We start from the raw sequence: 18713 nt of genomic DNA on the forward strand, positions 1-18713 counted from the left end.
GCCGGCCCCGGTCCCCTTGCCAGGCGGGGCAAGGGGACCGGGGCGGTCACCGCCTGCCGGTGCGGCACCGCGCGCCGGGCCACTTCGGCGATGCGCGTCGGAACCCTTGACGGGCCTGGCTGCGCAGGTTTAACTCACGTCCTAAATTAAGCCGTGAGTGCTCGTGCCCCGGGTGCGAGCCGTGCGCACTCGTCGTGCGCACCCCCGAAGGGACTCCAGGGACCATGCGCAGTATCCGAGCCGCGGCCACAGGCGCCGTCATCATGTCTCTCGCCCTCGCCGCGACGGCCTGCGGCGGTGGTTCGTCCACGGGCGGCGGGTCCAACGACTCGCCGAAGACCCTGACGTACTGGGCCTCCAACCAGGGCGCCAGCGTCGAGGTCGACAAGAAGGTCCTCCAGCCCGAGCTCGACAAGTTCGAGAAGGAGACCGGCATCAAGGTGAAACTGGAGGTCGTGCCCTGGTCGGACCTGCTGAACCGGATCCTGACCGCCACGACGTCCGGCCAGGGCCCGGACGTGCTGAACATCGGCAACACCTGGAGCGCCTCGCTCCAGGCCACCGGGGCGCTGCTGCCCTGGGACGAGAAGAACCTCGACAAGATCGGCGGCAGGGACCGCTTCGTCGACTCCGCCCTCGGCTCGACGGGCGTTCAGGGCCAGGACCCGGCCGCGGTGCCGCTGTACTCGATGGCGTACGCGCTCTACTACAACAAGCAGATGTTCGCCGACGCGGGCATCACCGAGCCTCCGGCCACCTGGGACGAGCTGGTCGCGACCGGCCGGAAACTCTCCAAGGACGGCAAGTGGGGCCTGGGCGCGGAGGGTTCCAACCCGTCGGAGAACATCCACCACGCCTTCGCCTTCGCCAAGCAGCACGGCGCCGACTTCTTCACCGCCGACGGCAGGCCGGACTTCACCGACGACGGGGTCGTCGCCGCGGTCCGGCAGTACGTCGGCCTCATGGCCAAGGACAAGATCATCGCTCCCGGTAACGCCGAGTACGCACAGAACCAGTCCGTGAGCGACTTCGCCAAGGGCAGGACCGCGATGCTGCTGTGGCAGTCGGCGTCCGCCAACCTCGCCTCGCAGGGCATGAGCGAGGACTCCTACGGCATCGCCCCGGTGCCGGTGCGGTCCGGCACCCCGGGCAGCGGCACCAACGTCAACTCCATGGTCGCCGGCATCAACATGGCCGTCTTCAGGAACACCGACAACCTCGACGGCGCCACCCGGTTCGTGAAGTTCATGACGAGCGACACGGAGCAGAAGATCCTCAACAAGGCCTACAGCTCGATCCCGCCGGTCAAGGCCGCCCAGTCGGACCCCGCCTTCAGCACCCCGGCCAACGCGGTCCTCAAGGACACCCTCGCGCGGAGCGCGGTCGCGCTGCCGCAGGTCGCCGCCGAGTCCCAGTTCGAGACGGCCGTCGGTACGGCGATCAAGGAGCTGTTCGCCGATGCCGCAGCCGGACGCGCGGTGACGACGGCGGACGTGAAGGCCAAGCTGGAGAAGGCCCAGCAGCAGATGCCGGCCAAGTGACCACGATGACGACCACGGTCCCCGAGAAGACGGGCGGGCGGACGCCCCGCGACGGCTCCCCGCCCGCCGCGGGCCGGAGCGGTCCCGGCCGCCGCTCCGGCCGCATCCGCCGCATCGGCCTGCCCTACCTGCTCCTCCTGCCCGCCCTGCTCCTCGAACTCCTAGTCCACCTGGTGCCGATGGTCATCGGGGTGGTGATGAGCTTCAAGGAACTGACGCAGTTCTTCATCCGCGACTGGGGCACCGCTCCCTGGTCCGGCCTCGACAACTACCGGGTGTCGGTGGACTTCGACGCCCCCGTCGGCGAGGAACTCCTGCACTCCTTCCTCGTCACCGTCGCCTTCACCCTCCTGTCCGTCGGCCTGTGCTGGCTGATCGGCACCGCCGCCGCGATCTGCATGCAGGACGCCTTCCGCGGCCGGGGCCTGCTGCGCGCCCTGTTCCTCGTCCCGTACGCCCTGCCGGTCTACGCGGCCGTCATCACCTGGGTCTTCATGTTCCAGCACGACAACGGCCTGGTGAACCACGTCCTGCACGACCAGCTCGGCCTGACCGACAAGCCGTCCTTCTGGCTCATCGGCGACAACAGCTTCGTCGCCCTGCTGACCGTGTCGGTGTGGAAGGGCTGGCCGTTCGCCTTCCTCATCGTCATGGCCGGCCTGCAGAACATCCCGAAGGAGCTGTACGAGGCCGCCGCCCTGGACGGCGCCGGCACCTGGCAGCAGATCCGCCGCATCACCCTGCCGTCCCTCGGCGCGGTCAACCAGGTCCTGGTCCTGGTGCTGTTCCTGTGGACCTTCAACGACTTCAACACACCGTTCGTACTGTTCGGCAAGACCGCTCCCGAGGCCGCCGACCTGGTCTCCGTCCACATCTACCAGGAGTCCTTCGCGACCTGGAACTTCGGCAGGGGCTCCGCCATGTCGGTCCTGCTGCTGCTCTTCCTGCTCCTCGTGACGGGCGTGTACCTGGCCGTCACCTCACGCGGACGGAGGTCTGCCCGTGCCTGACACCCGTACGGTGGCCCGCCCGGCCCGTTCCCCCATGGCACCGCCCCGCTCCTTCCTCTGGACCCGGCGGATCCTGCTCACCCTGCTCACCGCCTTCGTCCTGCTCCCGGTCTACGTCATGGTCTCCAGCTCGCTGAAACCGCTGGCGGACGTGACGGGCACGTTCCGCTGGCTGCCGAGCGGACTGACCCTTCGCCCGTACATCGACATCTGGTCGACGGTGCCGCTGGCGAAGTACTTCGTGAACTCCGTGATCGTGGCGGGCGCCGCCACCGTCTGCTCGGTGGTGATCGCGGTCTTCGCCGCCTACGCCGTCAGCCGCCACGAATTCCGCGGCAAACGCGTCTTCACGGTCACCGTGCTGTCGACGCAGATGTTCCCCGGCATCCTGTTCCTGCTGCCCCTGTTCCTGATCTACGTGAACATCGGCAACACCACCGGCATCGCCCTGTTCGGCTCACGCGGCGGCCTCATCCTCACCTACCTCACCTTCTCCCTCCCGTTCTCGATCTGGATGCTGATCGGCTACTTCGACTCGGTGCCGCGCGACCTGGACGAGGCGGCCCTCGTCGACGGCTGCGGCCCACTCAAGGCCCTGTTCAAGGTCGTCGTGCCGGCGGCGGTCCCCGGCATCGTCGCGGTGGCCGTCTACGCCTTCATGACCGCCTGGGGCGAGGTCCTCTTCGCCTCCGTCATGACCAACGACACCACCCGCACCCTCGCGGTCGGCCTCCAGGGCTACTCCACGCTCAACGACGTCTACTGGAACCAGATCATGGCCGCCTCGCTGGTCGTGAGCGTCCCGGTGGTGGCGGGCTTCCTGCTCCTCCAGCGCTACCTGGTGACCGGCCTGACGGCGGGAGCGGTCAAGTGACCCACGTCGAACCGCACATCACCACACGCGAAAGGACGCACGTGAGCATCGACCTCGCCGCACTCCCGCACGACTTCCTGTGGGGCACGGCCACATCGGCGTACCAGATCGAGGGAGCCGTGGCCGAGGACGGCCGCTCACCGTCGATCTGGGACACCTTCTCCCACACCCCCGGCAAGATCGACAACAACGACCACGGCGACGTCGCCTGCGACCACTACCACCGCTGGCGCGAGGACATCGGCCTGATGCGCCGGCTCGGCACCAACGCCTACCGCCTGTCGATCGCCTGGCCACGCGTCGTCCCCGGCGGCGACGGCCCCGTCAACGCCAAGGGCCTCGCCTTCTACGACCAACTGGTCGACGCCCTGCTGGAGGCCGGCATCACGCCGTCCGTGACCCTCTACCACTGGGACCTGCCGCAGGTCCTCCAGGACCGCGACGCCGGCTGGCAGGCGCGGGCCACGGCGGAGCACTTCGCGTCCTACGCGTCGGTCGTCGCCGAGCGCCTCGGCGACCGCGTCACGCACTGGGCCACCCTCAACGAACCCCTGTGCTCCGCCTGGATCGGCCACCTCGAAGGCGTCATGGCGCCGGGCCTGACCGACCTCACCGCGGCGGTCCGCGCCTCCTACCACCTGCTCCTCGGGCACGGCCTCGCGATGCAGGCCATCCGGTCGGCCTCCCCGGGCGCGCGGGTGGGCATCGTCAACAACCTCTCCACCATCCACGCCGCCACCGACCGCGAGGAGGACCTCGCAGCCGCCCGACGCATGGACGGCCACACCAACCGCTGGTGGCTGGACCCGGTCCACGGCCGCGGCTTCCCGGCGGACATGCGCGAGGTCTACCGCGTCGAACTGCCCGAGCGCGAAGGCGACATGGACCTCATCGGCGCGGACCTCGACTGGCTGGGCCTGAACTACTACTTCCCCCAGACGGTCGCCGCCGACCCCACCGCCCCGGCCCCCTACGTACGCACCGTGCGCCGCGTCGGCGTCCCGCGCACCGGCATGGACTGGGAGGTCGACGCGAGCGGCATCGAGGACCTGCTGCTGCGCCTGACCAACGACTACGGGGCACGCAAGCTGTACGTCACGGAGAACGGCTCGTCCTTCCCGGACGTGGTCCGCCCCGACGGCACGATCGACGACCCGGAACGGCAGGACTACCTCACCGCCCACCTGGCCGCCTGCGCCTCCGCCGCCCACAAGGGCGCCCCCCTGGCGGGCTACTTCGCCTGGTCGCTCCTGGACAACTTCGAGTGGGCGTACGGCTACGACAAGCGCTTCGGCCTGGTCCACGTCGACTACGCGACCCAGACCCGCACGATCAAGGGCAGCGGCCGGCGGTACGCGGACGTCATCGCCGCGCACGGCCGGGAACGGGGCCGCGAGGCCGCCTGAACCGGACGCCGGTCCGCCACGGCCGAGAGCGCTACGGCCGAGGGCGCGGGCGGCCGGGCCCCGGGACTCCCGGGACCCGGCCGCCCGCGCGTACCCACCGCCCCACCGGTACGGGCGGGAGCTGAGGAGCCCAGGTTGCCCCGGTTTCCGATATTGACGGTGGGGCGCAAGAGGTCGCTACTTGTGCAAGGGACGTTGGGTAACCGTCCATGTCCAGGTCGACCAGAGGCAGGAGCAGCGACGCATGGTCGTATCCGGTCCACGGACCACCAGGAGCGCGCCCATCGGGCAACGCGCCGACGATTCGCGGTCACTGACCGATACCCATGCTTCCAGGCGGTGCAGATGAAGAAGAGACTGTGTGCCGCGGGCGCCGTCCTCGGCGTCCTCGTCACGTCCGGCGCGCTACCCGCGCAGGCGTCCCCGGCCCAGGCACCCTCGGCCCAGCGCCCGAACGGGCACGCCCTCCCGCTGGGCCCCTCCGACCTCGCGGAGACCCGCACCACGACGACCCTGCAGCCGGGTGTCACCCTCACCCGTATCGTGCGCGGTGACGACGACCCGTCCCTGCACTGGACGGTCGAGGTCTCCATCCCCGGCGGAGACACCTCACCGGACCCCGACGCACCCCCGACGGCCCTGAAGGACGAGGCGAGCGCCGACGAACTGGCCGCCGCACTCGTCCGCGACGGCTTCCCCGCCCGCGTAGAGAAGGTGACGACGCGGCGGACGGCCGACTACGCCGGCGGCACCCTCGGCTGGCGGGTCCGCATCGGAACGTTCGCCTCCCAGGCCGCCGCGACGACCGAACGCACACGCCTGAGGACGGCCGGATACACCGGATCCGCCGTCTTCACCGGCTGGGACGGCGAGGCAGCGGACCGCGGCCCCTGGCACGTGGACGTGCTCACGATCGACCCGCGCACCTTCCGCGGCGGCCTCGACGCGTCGTACGGCCCGGACCTGGAGAACCGCGAGACCACCGGCGAGCTGGCGAACGCGGCCGGAGCGACGGCGGCGGTCAACGCCGGCTTCTTCGTCCTCGACCCGAAGGCGGGCGCCCCCGGCGACCCGGCCGGCCTGGGCGTCTACGACGGACGCCTGCTCAGCGAACCGGTGAGCGGCCGCCCCGGCCTGGTCCTCCACGACGACGGCCGACGGACCGAGATCGCCCGCTACACCTGGCAGGGACGGATCGCGTCCCGCGGCACCTCACTCACCCTGAACGGCATCAACCGCGTCCCGGGCCTGATCAGGAACTGCGGCGGCAGCGAGGGCGACCGGCCGACGTCCCTCCCGCTGCACGACGTGACCTGCACCAACGCGAACGAACTCGTCGCCTTCACCCCCGAGTACGGCCGGCAGACCCCCTCCGGCGAGGGCCTGGAGGCGGTCCTGGACGCCCACGACCGGGTCGTCGAGCTGCGCTCACCGCGCGGGGGACCGCTCCCGGCGGGCGGCAGCTCGGTCCAGGCCATGGGCGACCGGGTCGCGGACCTGACGGCCCTGGCCCGCCCCGGCGCCCACGTCACCACGAGGACGACCCTGCTGGACGACCGGGGCAGGCGCGTCTCCCCGTCCCCCGGCACCGACATCGTCAACGGCGGCCCCGAACTGGTCCGCGACGGACGGCTCCACGTCACACCGGCCACCGACGGCATGGTGCACCCCGGCGACCCGAGCTGGTACTACGGCTGGGTGCACAAGCGGAACCCGCGCACCCTGGCCGGAGTGGACGCGGCCGGCCGCACCGTCCTCGTCACGGCCGACGGACGCAGCACCGAGGCACTCGGCCTGAGCATCGTGGAGAGCGCCGAGGTCGCCAAGTCCCTCGGACTGCGCGACGCGGTCAACCTGGACGGCGGCGGCTCGACGACGATGGTGACCGACGGCGAGGTCATCAACGACCCGTCCGACGCCACCGGCGAACGCCCCGTCGGCGACGCCCTGTTGATCCTGCCCCGCAGACACTGACCCAGCCCGTTCCCACCGTCCACGCAGCGACGAACCGCACCGCAGGGAGCCGCCATGCCCGCGCCCACCGTCCCGACCCTCAGATCCCGCGTCCTGCTCGTCCTCACCGTCCTGCTCGCCATGCTGCTGCCGACGGCACCGGCACTGGCGGCGTCCGATGGCGGGGCGCCGTCACCGCACGGTGCGGAGGTCGTCGCCGTCACCCAGGTCGCGGACCGCCAGGTCGACCTGTCGGTCCGCTCCACCGCCCTGGGCGGCCGCACGGTCAAGGTCCGCCTCCTCACCCCCGACGGCTGGAACCCCGACGCCCGACGCCCGCAGCACTGGCCGACGCTGTGGCTCCTCCACGGCTGCTGCGGCGACTACACGTCGTGGACCCGGATGACCGACGTCGCGGAGACCGACGCGCTTCGCGACGTCCTCGTCGTGATGCCGGAGGCCGGCTGGAACGGCTGGTACAGCGACTGGTGGAACCACGGCCAGGGCGGCGACCCCGCGTGGGAGACCTTCCACACCGTCGAGCTGCGCCACCTCCTGGAGAGCGACTGGGGCGCGGGCGGCAAGCGCGTCGTGGCCGGCCTGTCGATGGGCGGCCAGGGAGCCCTCCTCTACGCCGCCCGCCATCCGGGCATGTTCAGGGCGACGGCGGCCTACTCGGGCTCGGCCCACCCGCTCCTCGACGCCGAGTCGGTCGACCGCATCATGGGCTTCTTCGCCGGCCAGGGCAACGACCCGCTCCGCGTCTGGGGCGACCCGGTCGCGCAGCGCGACATCTGGGAGGCCCACGACCCGTACTACTTGGCGAAGCGACTCCGCTCCATCCCGGTCTACCTGTCCTGCGGCGACGGCACGACGGGCCCCCTGGACACCCCGGGCGCGACGAGCGCCCTGGAGGCCGACTTCAACCGCCAGAACCAGGCCCTGGCGGCGGAGCTGCGGAGGGTGGGCGCACGGCACCTGACGACCAACTTCTACGGCCCGGGAACCCACGGGTGGGCGTACTGGGAGCGTGAGCTGCATGCTTCGCTGCCGATGCTGCTGGGGGCGCTGGGGCTGGGTGACTGAGCCCAGCAAGGTGCGGCGAGGTCGAGCACGGGGAGCAGGAACGACTTGGTCTTGCCAGACCCGGTGCCGGTCGTCACGAGCGTGGGCAGGCCGCCCTCCTGTACGTACTCAGCCGTTCCCGCACCTCTGCTTGGTGCCGCCACGGCGTGAACGACGGCTGCCACTCCAGTGCAGAATGCCACCCGCCGTCGGCGGGGTGGAACGTCGTCTTCATCCGCAGGTTCGGCCCCCGGAAGATCCCCGTCTCCGGATCGCGCCGAGGAACAGCTCCAGCGCGAGCCGCGTGTCCTCGTCGGTGAGTGCGTACGTCGTCGTGAGGTACTGCGTCAGACTGCCGCGCAGTTGCGCGGCGCCCAGGGTGGGCCTCACGACGACCTTTCGGGCAGGACGGCAACCTCGACCGCCGAGCACCTGACGCCGTGACAACCCAGCCGCCCTGCCCTTCGTGGCGTGAGCATGAGCAGCCCGCGTCCGTGCCGTAGACGTGAGCCGTGACGGTCCAGTGCGGTTCAGAAATAGTGGGTCGCAATACCCTTGTCGCCGCGGCAACCCTTGCGGATCGTGTACTCGGGAACCAGCTTGGTGTACACGCCGTAGGGGTCTTGTGGGCCCTTTTGGTGTGAAACTGGGCGAATGCTGAAGCTCAGGTCCAAAATGCGTTCGGGTGTGGTGTTGTTCAACTCGGCGAGGTGAGCGCGGATGTGGGGTTCGGCCTCGGTGTGTGCCTCGGCGAGGGTTCCGTGCAGGGCATAGGCGCCCTTGTCCGCGTAGAAGGGGATGGATGAGTGGTCATGTCCATCCATGCGGTATCTCGCGGCCCAGGTGCAGTCGAGGAGGTGGGGGCCGAGAGGGTGGTGATCGGAGCCGTCGCAGGATCCGAGGGAGGCGAGCTCGTGGTGCACGACCGTGCCGTCTTCAGTGAGTACGCGCTCCTGATGACAGCCTCGGCATACGCCCGTCTGCTTCCCGGTGGTCAAGGCGCCTCCTGACATCCACTGGCTTCCGCTTCGGGCGCCGTCACTCGCCAAAAATTACCCTCACGGTGCGTTCCGGTCGATCGGTGTCGACGAAGAAACTGTTCAGCGGCGTGTGCCGGCCGAGCCTGTGCCGAGTCCGCATTATGCACCGCGGTCGAGGACGGTGCATGTGCGTGCCTTCGGCGTGGAGACCCGGACCGGTGCCCCACCAGAAAAGGCTTCTACGACGAAGGAGACTCTGCCGTTTCCGTCCTCCTTGAGCGGTTCGACGATCCGGCCCACGGCGTCGAACTGCTCCTGGTTGTCGGAGACCTGTGACGCGCGCCCCGGCTGCGGCGGCCGGAACGGCAGCGGAACGCTCCGTGCTCCGGTACTGATCTGCCCCGCCAGATGCCCGCCGGGCGCGGTGAGCGTTTCTACGTGGGCGGCGCGCAAGAGACGCAGCAGGGGCTGCCAGGTGGCGAAGTCATGGAGCGAGGGCACGAGAAGACCTCCTGAAGGTGTGCCCGCTGATGCTGGATCACGGGCGGGCGCCGACAATACGGGGCGCCGTCCGGGCGGAAGAGGCCCGGGGGTCGGAGGGGCCGCGGTGGGGGACATGCCCGACGTCGGACGAGGCCGACGGAGGCGGGCTCGTCCGTGTGCGGGCAGGAACACCGTGCTCCCGCGTCCGGTGTGGGGAGCACGGTGCCTGAAGGGTCAGAGGACCGCGGTGGCGGCGGGGTCTCGCACCGCCCGGACGCCGTAGGTACTTCGCCTTCGCCAAGCGGGACGTTCTTCGTCTCCTCACCGACTGTCGGCGCGACGAGGACCGCGCCGACGGTGCAGGAGATTCCGGAACCCGTGCGGCACGCCTCGTCCACTCGGTCCGCGTTGTCGTTACTTAGATTCCTCGACCCGCAGGGTGCCGTCGCGCAAGGCCTTGTCCGTGGCACGTCCGATGACCGCGGTCGCTCCCGCGTCCACGGCTCCTCCGACGATGCCTCCCAGGATCGGGATCCCCTTGGCGAGAGTGATCGCGGCGCGTTGGGTTCCATGCTTCGAGACGAGGAAGAATCCGACCTTCTTGTTGATCGCCCGGAGCATCGCGATCGGGATCTTCTTGATCATCTGCTCGCCGAGCTTCTGACCGACCTTCACTCCGAAGGCCGCCAGGACGTTCTGCGCGCTCATCCCGATCGCGAGCATCGTCGCGACGGTCCGCACGTGCGGGTCGCCGATGTCCCATCCCCGGAGGTGCGCGATGGAACCGGCCATCCGTATGTTGATGGCGAGGGACGCGGCCACGTTCGCGGGGATCGTCACGCCTGCGGTGATCAGGCCTCCGAGACCGGTGACGAACCCCTGGGTACCGGCCGCGGCCACGGACTCCTTGATGAGGCGGGCGATGACCGCGTCGATGTCGTCCTTCATGTCCTCGGGTGAGCGGCGCTCGTCGTCATCAGGCGCCCGGTAATCGTCACCCTGCCGACGCGATAGACGGTCCTCGGCCCAGGTCACCGACCCCGAGACCGGCCCCACGCCGTTCACCATGACCTTCTCCGCGAGATCGGCGATCCACCGCCCGGCCTTCTCGACCGCTCCCTCGTCAGGAGTCTTCTCGTCTCCCTCATCAGGAGTCTTCCCGTCGGCCATCACACACCCCTTCCGCGAGCGCCCCCACCGGGGGCGTCCCGCACTGCTGCTGGCAGGAGGAGGAGTCCGGTCACCGGCACCCCGGCACGGCTGCGGGCGGCTGAAGCCGCATCTCCCCACCATCGCCCACCCCTCGGCGCCACGGCGTCCTTCGCCGCGCCGCCCTTCACGAGTTGAAGTGGCCATACCCTCCCATGGAAGTGAAAGCGTCGTCAAACCTCGCCGGCTTGCTTGCACGCGCTTGATCCGGTGGGTGGACGAACCATGCCGGCTACCTCGACCCGCAGCCGGCCTCCACCAGGAACGGGCTCGGCTGCCCAGTCCACGAGACGTACAGGCCGTCCCGGGCCCGGGTGCAGGCGACGAACAGCAGACAGCGTTCTGCGGCGAGGTCGGCCTCGTGCTGGAGCCGGTCGACCTCCTCCGGGGTGATGGCCGAAGGGTTCGGCAGGGCGCGGTCGTGGACGCCGACGACGGCGGTGTAGCGGTACTCGAGCCCTTTGAAGGTGTGCATGGTGCCCACGTTGACCGCGTCGTCGGTGCGGGCGGCTCCCGCGCGGACCCGGCTGGCGGGGATCCCGGCCGCGATCAGACGGTCCTTGGCCTTCTCGCAGGTCTTGTTGAACCGCGCGCAGATCCCGATCTCCCCGTATGCGGCGCCGTTGTCCACCCATGCGCGCACCTGTTCGATCAGGGCATCGAATTCGGCCTCCTCCGTCTCCGCCGCGTGGACGCGCGGCCCGGAGCCGTGCAGGGCGGAGCTGTACCCGATCAGGGTGTCGTGCCGCCCGCTGTCGGTCAGTTCGGCGAAGGGGCGGCCGAGCAGGAGTCCCGTCGCCCAGCTGAGGATCTCCTGGGTGGAGCGGTAGTTCTTGCGTAGCTTGGTCGAACGGCCGGCGACGTTGATGCCGAGGGACTTCAGTGATACCCGGTTGTCGTAGATCCGCTGGTGCGGGTCGCCCGCGACGAACAGGTCGTCGGGGCGTCGCGGGGCGGCCGCGCGCAGCATCCGCCACTGGGCCGGGTGGAGGTCCTGGGCCTCGTCGACGACGACGTGCCGGTAGCACGGCCCCTGTTCGGTCAGCAGGTCGGTGGCCTCCACGCAGGTGCCGAGGTAGGTGCGCAGTCCGTCCTCGGCCAGCCGCCGGGTGAACTCCTCCACGGTCCGCCACACCAGCGGCCGGGCGGAGGACGGCAGCGCGCTGCCACGTCCCCGGCGCTCACAGCGCTCGTACGCCTCTTGAGTGCGGATGTCCTGGGCGAGGACGACGTGCTTGTACTCCTGGGCCAGGAACTGCGGGGTGCCGGTGAAGCCGGTGGCTTCCGCAGCCTGCTCCCACCGGGCGGTCTCCTCGTACCCGGTGAGCGGCCGGCGCGAGGTGTTGACCACGCGTCCGGCGAAGGCGTCGACGGTCATGACGTCGACCCGGTCGCGCAGGTCCCGGTCGTCGACGAGCAGGCAGAGCCCTTCGGTGAGGGAGTCCACGAGGGCGTTGGTGAAGGTGGTGAGGAGGATGCGGTCGCCATCGCGCAGGTGCCGCAGCAGGTGCCGTACCCGGTGGAGGGCGACGACGGACTTCCCGGTGCCGGGTCCGCCGGTCACCTGCGCGGGGCCGGAGTACGACGGACGGTAGGCGACCTTGTGCTGGGCGGGGTGCAGGAAGATCCGCCAGGCGGTGAACGGCTTGTCGAGGATGTCGCGCAGTTCGTCGGCGTCCGTGACAACGGCGATCCGGGTGCGGGTGTGCGCGATGGCGGTCGCGTAGTCGGTGGTGTCGACGGGCTCCGTCGAGGCCGCGTCGGCCAGCGCCGGCACCACGACCTCCTGCCACGTCTCTTCCACGCTCGCGCCGAGCGCCAGGTGCTCCAGCACCTTGTACTGGTCCGGCGGGAAGAACCGCCCGAAGACGTCGAGCTGTTCCAGGCTGGTCAGCACGCGGGCCTGCGCGAGCGTGGCCGCGTCGATGCCGAGCGCGGCCATCTGCCCGTCGGACACCTTCGCGAAGAGCCGTTGCTCCTCGGCGGGCGCGATGCGCTCGTACGCCGGGGCCAGTTCCTCCAGGGTCGTGATCTCACGGAGCTCCACGGCGCCGGTGACCGCGTTGATGGTCGCCTTCTGCCGCACGGCCCACTCGGTGGCCTCGTCGTGCGGGCCGACCCGCAGCAGCACGAAGGTGTCGCCGGTCTCGGGCGCCAGGACCACACCCCGGTACCCTTGCGTGATCCGGATGGTCCGGATCTGCCGGTCCCTGGCGCCCTTGAGCGCTTCCAGCTTCAGGCCGGGGTCCCTGAAGAGCTGGTCGAGGGTGAGCCGCTCGAACTTCTCCCAGGCGTCGAACACGCCGTTCCTGACATGCTTTTCCAACTTCTCCAGCTGCTGGCAGAAGGCCTTGTCGAGGGCGAGGTGCGGCATGACGAGATTTTAGGCCTACACGGCGCTGCCGCGTGCCGTTCGGCCGTACGTTCACCGGCGGCCGGCCTGAGCGGTTCCGGTCACCCGCCGTCCAGCTCCCGGCGGAGCATGGTCAGAACCTCGGCGACCTCGACGGCCACCTCGTGGTGCGGGCCGTGTACGAGCACGACATCCTCGTACAGCGCCTCCAGGCAGGCCCGGGCCTCAAGCGGATCGCCCTGGCTCAGCAGCAGCATGCCGATGTCACGACGCAGCTCCACTGCCGCGTCGCTGACGTCGCTCTCCACGGCCCGCTCCACCTCCAGGACCGCCCGCAGCTCCGCCAGCGCCTCCGTCGCCTGGCCGAGTTCGCCGCGGCAGCGGGCGGCCTGGGCGCGGCAGTCGCGGGCGGCCTCGTCGGTCGGCCCGTTGATGCGGCCGTAGGCCTCGGCGAGCGTCTCGAACTCGGGCAGGGCCGCCCGGTGGTCACCGGCCAGCTGCCTGCTGTACGCACGGCGTCGCCGCAGCCGCAGGACGGCCTTGTTCTCGGCGCCCAGGGCGCGCGCCAGCGGCTCGATCATCTCGCCCGCGACCTCGGCGGCCTGCGTGTAGCGCTCCTCCTCCATGAGGGCGATGTAGTGCTCGTCGACCTCCCGCAACCGCCCCCGCAGCAACTCCCGTTCCGGAGGTGACACCACATGCTCGGCGACCTGGCCGGGAGCCGCCGAGCCCGGGGCGACCCTGGGCCGGCTCTCGGCCCGGGCCCGAGGCGCGTAGGGGCGGCGGTAGAGCCCGGTCGGGTCCGGCGCACCGGGCGGCCCTGCCTCCCCGAGGGCGGAGGACTCACCGGGCGCGGGCAGGAACGGCATCAGCCGCTCGTACACCTCCTGCACGTCCACCGGCCGGCTCTCCGGCGTCTTGCGCAGCAGATGCAGCAGCAGCGCCTCCAGTTCCTCCGGCACGTCCGCCCGCAGCCGCCGCAGCGGGGTGGGCGCGGCCCGGACGTGCCGGTCCATCAGCTCGAAGTCACTGGGGGCACTGAACAGCGCCCTGCCGCAGAGGAGTTCGTGAAGCACGCAGCCGAGGGCGTAGAGGTCGGTGCGCGGGGTGACCCGGGTGCCGCGCACCTGCTCGGGCGCCATGTACTGGTGCGTGCCGATCGGCCGGCCGGAGGCCGTCAGCCGGGTGACGTCGGTCTGAAGCATCGCCGCGACACCGAAGTCGAGGACCTTCACCGTGCCGTCGCGTGCGACCAGGATGTTCGATGGCTTGAGGTCGCGGTGCACCACGGGCACGTCGTGCGCGTACGACAGCACGGTGGCGACCTGCGCCGCCACCGCCACCGCCCAGCTGACCGGCAGGGGCCGCTCCTCGTGTACGTACCGGGTGAGGGGGATGCCCTCCACCAGCTCCATCACGAGGAACAGGTGCTCATAGCCGCTGTCGAGCACCGCGTCGTACACCTGCGGTACACCCGGGTGCTGGATGCGGGCTGTGATCCGCGCCTCGCGGCGGAAGCGCCGCTCCAGTTCCTCGGCCAGCTGCGGCGTGGCGGCGACGGCCTGCGGCCGGATGCGCTTCACGGCGACGGGCCGGTCCAGCACCGCGTCGTAACCCCGCCACACGTCACCCATACCGCCGTTGCCGAGCCGCTCCAGCAGCTCGTAGCGGCCCGCGATCGGTCTGTCCGGCACCTGTCCCCGCCCCGCGTCCTGCACTCGCGCTCGCCCGTCCCCGAGCCCATCGGTACGCGGTCAGTTTCTCTGTAAAACGATCTGTGCGTCCAGCCGCGTCCTACGAGGGCGCGGCGGAGGGGCCGGATCGGGCCACGGTGGCCGGGGTGGTCACGGTGGTCGCCGTGTACTCGGCCCAGACCGTCTTGCCGGGACCATCCGGACGCGGTACGCAGCCCCAGCGGTCGGCGAGGGCCTCGACGAGGAAGAGGCCGCGTCCGCCGGTACGGGCGGAGTCGGCGGCCGGTTCGCCGGCGCGGGCCGCGGGGGTGGCAGAGGGCCCCGGGAGCCTGTCACCCCGGGTGTCGGTGACCTCCACGCGGATGGTGAGCGTCGCGGCATCGGACGCGGAGAGGGCGAGGAGGTGGACGCGGAAGTCCCGGCCGGTCACGTGGCCGTGGGTGACGGCGTTGGTGGCGAGCTCGGAGATGAGGAGGCTCAGCACGTCGTGAGCGTTGCTGCCGTAGGGGATGCCCCAGGCGTCCAGCCGTTCCCCGCATAGCCGGCGGGCCAGGCGCGCGCCTCGAGGCGTGGAGCTGAAGCGGAGCGTGAAGCAGGAGTGGACGGGGGTCGCCGGTGCGGGTTGTTCCGTTCGGTTCATGCACGCAGCGTTGCCGGGTGTGGCATACGGTGACCAGGGGTGACGCGCTGACGCGACGGGAAGTACCCGCGGGCGCGCACCGTGTACGGGACGGTACGGCCGGCCGCGTGACGGCGGAAGTGGGGTGTGCGGTGACGGGTGAGGGTGAGGTGCCGGAGCAGCGGCAGGCGGAGGACGAACCTGCGCGGGGGGTCATCGGGGCGTTCGGACGACAGTTGAAGCTGCTGCGGACGCGAGCGGGGATGGAGCGGGCCGAACTCGGCAAGCGGGTCGGGTATTCGGCGGACACGATCGCCTCGTACGAGCAGGGACGGCGGGTGCCACAGCCTCGGTTCATCGATCAGGCGGACGAGGTGCTGGACGCGGGCGGGTTGCTGGTGGCCATGAAGGGGGAGGTGGGGCGGGCGCGGTATCCCGTCTTCTTTCAGGATGCTGCCCGGCTTGAGGCAAAGGCCTCCGCGCTGAGTGTGTATGCCGTCTACGCCGTGCCTGGCTTGCTGCAAACCGAGTCCTACGCCCGGGCTGTCTTCCATATGGAGCGTCCCCTCCTCAGTGACGAGGTGATTGAGGAGGGACTTGGAGCACGCCTGCTGCGACAGGAGATCTTCAGCCGTCGGCCGGCCCCCCTGATGAGCTTCGTCATCGAGGAAGCGGTACTCAGGAGGCCGCTCGGTGGGGCGGAAGTCCTTCGGGAGGCTTTGGAGCACATCCTGCTACTGGGTCAGTCCCGGAACGTAGAGATCCAGGTCATGCCGACCGGACGTGCCGACCATGGTGCACTCGGTGGTCCCTTCACCTTGATCGACACCGACGACGATCAACGGATCGCGTACGCCGAAGTGCAGGACCACAGCCGTCTGCATACGGACACCAAGTACGTGCGTACGCTGGAAGCGCGTTATGGCATCCTCCGGTCACAAGCGCTGACCCCGAGCGAATCGGCAGCGTTCATTGTGCAACTGATGGGAGAGACATGAGCGCCCAGCGGACCGAGCCGTCTGTAGGCGATGTCGGATGGATCAAGAGCAGCTACAGCACGGGGAACGGCGGTGAGTGCGTGGAGGTCGCTGCCGTTCCCGACGCTGTGTTGGTCCGGGACTCGAAGCACTCCGCCGGGCCGGTCCTGTCGCTCGGGCCGAAGGCATGGGCCGAGTTCGTGCAGAGGGCCGCGCGCGGCTGAAGTAGACGCGCCCTGGGGCACCGGCACCGAGTAGGTGCCGGTGCCCCAGGTGCGCTACCCCGTGCCTACTCTTGTTCGGCCTGCTCAGCGTGGAGGGCTCGTGCCAGATCAGAGAGGGTGGCGTTACCGTCCAACGTCCACCGTGCCGGTCCCTGCACGGCCACGGGTGCCTCCTGCCAGCCCGCGAGTTCGTACAGGTTCAGGACCAGCCGAGTCGGCGAGTAGGCCTTTCCGTCGACCGCCCACACGAGGCACCGCGTCCGATCGTTCACCCAGGTGGCTTCACCGCGTCGGGGGTCCTCCGCGAGCCAAGGGGTGAGCGCTTCGATCTCGGGCTTGTTCCACAGGCGTAGCCGGACTGGGGTGCCGTTCTTGATCCTTCCGCTGTCCACAAGAGTGGGCACAGCGTTGGGGCGGCGTGGCTTGCGTTTGTTCCCCTTGGTGGCCGTGTAGACCGCCGGCAGGTCGGGGATGACGCCCTCGCGTTGGGCGTCACGCAACACCAACTCCGCGAGTCGCTTGCAACGCCCGGCATCAGTGAGTGTTCCACTGAGGAAGGAGGTGGGCCCGTACTCCGTGTCGATGTGGTGGATCAACCAGGACAGGACCCGATTGGTGAGCGCAGGCACTTCCTGCAGTACCGCGTCCCAGTCGTACTCCGGATCATCGATCCGATCCTGGTCGAGAAGCTGAAAGACCAGGTGGGTGATGAGTAGATCACCGCGTTGGCTGACGTCGGCAGCGCGCTTCTGGAACCGCTTGCGTTCTTCATTGAGCGCGGTGCCCACAGCGCGGTGCACAAGCACCGAACGCCAGATCTGGAAGGCACTGGGCCGCTCTCCGAAGAGGCGAGGATAGGCGCCTCTGCTGCCGCGCTCCCAGAGAAGGTCTGTGTCCCGCTTTGCCCGTACCGCGAGTTCGGTGTTGCGGTGCGCACAAGCCAGGGCGATGGCGGCGTGCACAACAGAGCAACCTTCGTCCGGTGCCGGGTCGGGCTCCCCACGCTTGAATACATACGACTTCTGCAGGGACAGCATGAAGTCTTCACGGATCATCGCCTGCACTTCGTCCAAGGCGATGAAGTCTCGCTGCTCCACGTGATTTTGTGTGTTGGTTGTCTCGGTGATGCGCTGCGGGAGATCCGGCATGCGCTTGTCGATGACGATCACCTTGACCGTTACCTCGGCGTCTTCCACGGTTTCGGGGGACGCCTCCATGGCGCGATGTGCTGCCGCGACGGTCTGTGCGCCATTCACGACGCTGACTCCCGAGATGCGCAGATGCACTGGCTCGTCCGGGCGGCGGCGTCCTGGCCACTCCTCGTCGAGTCGGTCGCACAGCACTGTCACGCCGTTGTTGAAGAGCCAGAAGTTCTCCGGCTCATCCGCCAGTGTGCTCAGCATGCCTGAATTGACTCGGGTGGTACCGAGCGCCTGGCGCAAGTTCTGCTCGTACAGACGGTTTCCGTGCGACAGGTACCACTCGGCAAGGTTGCTGGCCGGAACCGTGCCCTGATAAGCGGTGAGCGGCGTGTTCCGTCGAAGCCAGTTCGTCATCCGCACGGTTACCTGAACCGGTTCGGGCGCGAGATCCTCACGGATCTGTCGAAGGATGTCTGCAGCGTGGACCACGCGGTAGTCGAGGACCGGTCCAAGTCCGTTGAACTCGTTCCGAGCGTCTTCCAGGATGTGGGTGGTTTCCTTGCTGAGTGTTCCCACACCCATGACAGCGATGACCAGGGTCACCTTCAGCCGCGCATCGTGCATCGCTGCGTTGACACGAGCGGCGATTGGCTCCAGGCGGTCGTTGAAGCGGTCGAAACTTCGCTGCTCGATGAGACGGAGACCAGCGACGAGTTTGTGTGCCGCGTTGGTGTCGAGCTTCCCCTTGCCCTCGTCACTCCACTTGGCCTGAACGAGCCAGACCTCCTGCGTGCCCTCGGTGACTGCCACGCCGTCGATGCCTTGGTCATCTTCGCCGTCGATGACAGCAGCGCCGGCGGCCTTGTAATCACAGCCAGTCACTTCGCGTACAGCGGCCGCAGTTAATGCGCGGGACAGGAACCGCTGTTCATAGCCATTTTGGTCGTACCCCTTGAGGTCCTCGTCATAGATGAGTCCCTTGTACTGCTGCAGAAGCGCAGTGCGGATCTGGTGGATACGGATAGGCGCTGTCGCGGCCTTGCGTTCTGTCTCGTCCAACTTAACTTTGCCCCCAATACTATGCGCTGCGTCTCCCCGACGCAGTGTAGCGTTGATCTTTCACGACTATCGGCCGACGGAGTCGGCGGGATGCATCATGTGCTGTCGGTGACGCGGGAAGTCC

16 protein-coding genes are annotated in these 18713 nt (G+C 69.4%); 8 read left to right on the forward strand and 8 right to left on the reverse strand.

What is annotated here, in order from left to right:
* The first annotated feature begins 224 nt into the window (after positions 1–224).
* From AC0VYN_RS11955 to AC0VYN_RS11980, 6 genes are all read left to right on the forward strand, one after another.
* Positions 225–1541, forward strand: a complete 1317-nt coding sequence (locus AC0VYN_RS11955; RefSeq protein WP_475535949.1) for an ABC transporter substrate-binding protein — start codon at positions 225–227, stop codon at positions 1539–1541.
* A gap of 5 nt (positions 1542–1546) precedes the next feature.
* Complete coding sequence (locus AC0VYN_RS11960; RefSeq protein ID WP_475536862.1) at positions 1547–2551, forward strand: carbohydrate ABC transporter permease; 1005 nt, start codon at positions 1547–1549, stop codon at positions 2549–2551.
* Positions 2552–2585: 34 nt separating this feature from the next.
* On the forward strand, positions 2586–3425 hold the full coding sequence (locus tag AC0VYN_RS11965) for a carbohydrate ABC transporter permease (protein ID WP_475536863.1): 840 nt from the start codon (positions 2586–2588) through the stop codon (positions 3423–3425).
* 41 nt (positions 3426–3466) lie between these two features.
* Entirely contained in the window at positions 3467–4831 is a 1365-nt protein-coding gene (locus AC0VYN_RS11970) for a GH1 family beta-glucosidase (protein ID WP_475535950.1), read from the forward strand.
* Positions 4832–5176: 345 nt separating this feature from the next.
* A complete protein-coding gene (locus tag AC0VYN_RS11975; protein ID WP_475535951.1) occupies positions 5177–6805 on the forward strand; it encodes a phosphodiester glycosidase family protein in 1629 nt (542 codons plus the stop codon).
* A gap of 54 nt (positions 6806–6859) precedes the next feature.
* Positions 6860–7870 (forward strand): alpha/beta hydrolase, encoded by a 1011-nt coding sequence (locus AC0VYN_RS11980; RefSeq protein WP_475535952.1) that lies wholly within the window; start codon positions 6860–6862, stop codon positions 7868–7870.
* Between the two features lie 210 nt (positions 7871–8080).
* On the opposite strand, the gene AC0VYN_RS11985 is transcribed toward AC0VYN_RS11980, so the two are convergent.
* From AC0VYN_RS11985 to AC0VYN_RS12015, 7 genes are all read right to left on the reverse strand, one after another.
* On the reverse strand, positions 8081–8239 hold the full coding sequence (locus AC0VYN_RS11985) for a hypothetical protein (RefSeq protein WP_475535953.1): 159 nt from the start codon (positions 8237–8239) through the stop codon (positions 8081–8083).
* Positions 8240–8379: 140 nt separating this feature from the next.
* Entirely contained in the window at positions 8380–8847 is a 468-nt protein-coding gene (locus AC0VYN_RS11990; protein ID WP_475535954.1) for a hypothetical protein, read from the reverse strand.
* Positions 8848–8988: 141 nt separating this feature from the next.
* On the reverse strand, positions 8989–9330 hold the full coding sequence (locus AC0VYN_RS11995; protein ID WP_475535955.1) for a hypothetical protein: 342 nt from the start codon (positions 9328–9330) through the stop codon (positions 8989–8991).
* Between the two features lie 396 nt (positions 9331–9726).
* A complete protein-coding gene (locus tag AC0VYN_RS12000; protein WP_475535956.1) occupies positions 9727–10482 on the reverse strand; it encodes an EcsC family protein in 756 nt (251 codons plus the stop codon).
* A gap of 271 nt (positions 10483–10753) precedes the next feature.
* Entirely contained in the window at positions 10754–12895 is a 2142-nt protein-coding gene (locus AC0VYN_RS12005; RefSeq protein WP_475535957.1) for a UvrD-helicase domain-containing protein, read from the reverse strand.
* A gap of 80 nt (positions 12896–12975) precedes the next feature.
* Complete coding sequence (locus AC0VYN_RS12010; protein ID WP_475535958.1) at positions 12976–14568, reverse strand: serine/threonine-protein kinase; 1593 nt, start codon at positions 14566–14568, stop codon at positions 12976–12978.
* A gap of 100 nt (positions 14569–14668) precedes the next feature.
* The gene (locus AC0VYN_RS12015) at positions 14669–15208 is read right to left on the reverse strand and encodes an ATP-binding protein (RefSeq protein ID WP_475535959.1); all 540 of its coding nucleotides are present in this window, start codon (positions 15206–15208) and stop codon (positions 14669–14671) included.
* Positions 15209–15315: 107 nt separating this feature from the next.
* Here AC0VYN_RS12015 and AC0VYN_RS12020 point away from each other — a divergent pair, with 107 nt between their 5' ends.
* Both AC0VYN_RS12020 and AC0VYN_RS12025 read left to right on the forward strand, forming a co-directional pair.
* Positions 15316–16185, forward strand: a complete 870-nt coding sequence (locus AC0VYN_RS12020; protein WP_475535960.1) for a helix-turn-helix domain-containing protein — start codon at positions 15316–15318, stop codon at positions 16183–16185.
* Entirely contained in the window at positions 16182–16388 is a 207-nt protein-coding gene (locus AC0VYN_RS12025) for a DUF397 domain-containing protein (RefSeq protein ID WP_093552748.1), read from the forward strand. The genes AC0VYN_RS12020 and AC0VYN_RS12025 overlap by 4 nt, the downstream gene beginning before the upstream one ends.
* A 65-nt stretch (positions 16389–16453) precedes the next feature.
* Here AC0VYN_RS12025 and AC0VYN_RS12030 read toward each other — a convergent pair whose 3' ends face one another.
* Positions 16454–18589, reverse strand: a complete 2136-nt coding sequence (locus tag AC0VYN_RS12030) for an AIPR family protein (RefSeq protein ID WP_475535961.1) — start codon at positions 18587–18589, stop codon at positions 16454–16456.
* Between the last annotated feature and the right edge of the window lie 124 nt (positions 18590–18713).

The sequence above is a fragment of the Streptomyces sp. 63XJN7_1_ISO-PGPR-S23-121 genome (assembly GCF_056173025.1).

Excerpts from the sequence above, each read along its gene's own strand:
- AC0VYN_RS11955 (WP_475535949.1), top strand. The coding sequence starts at position 225 with ATGCGCAGTATCCGAGCCGCGGCCACAGGCGCCGTCATCATGTCTCTC.
- AC0VYN_RS11960 (WP_475536862.1), top strand. The coding sequence starts at position 1,547 with ATGACGACCACGGTCCCCGAGAAGACGGGCGGGCGGACGCCCCGCGAC.
- AC0VYN_RS11965 (WP_475536863.1), top strand. The coding sequence starts at position 2,586 with ATGGCACCGCCCCGCTCCTTCCTCTGGACCCGGCGGATCCTGCTCACC.
- AC0VYN_RS11975 (WP_475535951.1), top strand. The coding sequence starts at position 5,177 with ATGAAGAAGAGACTGTGTGCCGCGGGCGCCGTCCTCGGCGTCCTCGTC.
- AC0VYN_RS11980 (WP_475535952.1), top strand. The coding sequence starts at position 6,860 with ATGCCCGCGCCCACCGTCCCGACCCTCAGATCCCGCGTCCTGCTCGTC.
- AC0VYN_RS12000 (WP_475535956.1), bottom strand. The coding sequence starts at position 10,482 with ATGGCCGACGGGAAGACTCCTGATGAGGGAGACGAGAAGACTCCTGAC.
- AC0VYN_RS12005 (WP_475535957.1), bottom strand. The coding sequence starts at position 12,895 with ATGCCGCACCTCGCCCTCGACAAGGCCTTCTGCCAGCAGCTGGAGAAG.
- AC0VYN_RS12015 (WP_475535959.1), bottom strand. The coding sequence starts at position 15,208 with ATGAACCGAACGGAACAACCCGCACCGGCGACCCCCGTCCACTCCTGC.
- AC0VYN_RS12025 (WP_093552748.1), top strand. The coding sequence starts at position 16,182 with ATGAGCGCCCAGCGGACCGAGCCGTCTGTAGGCGATGTCGGATGGATC.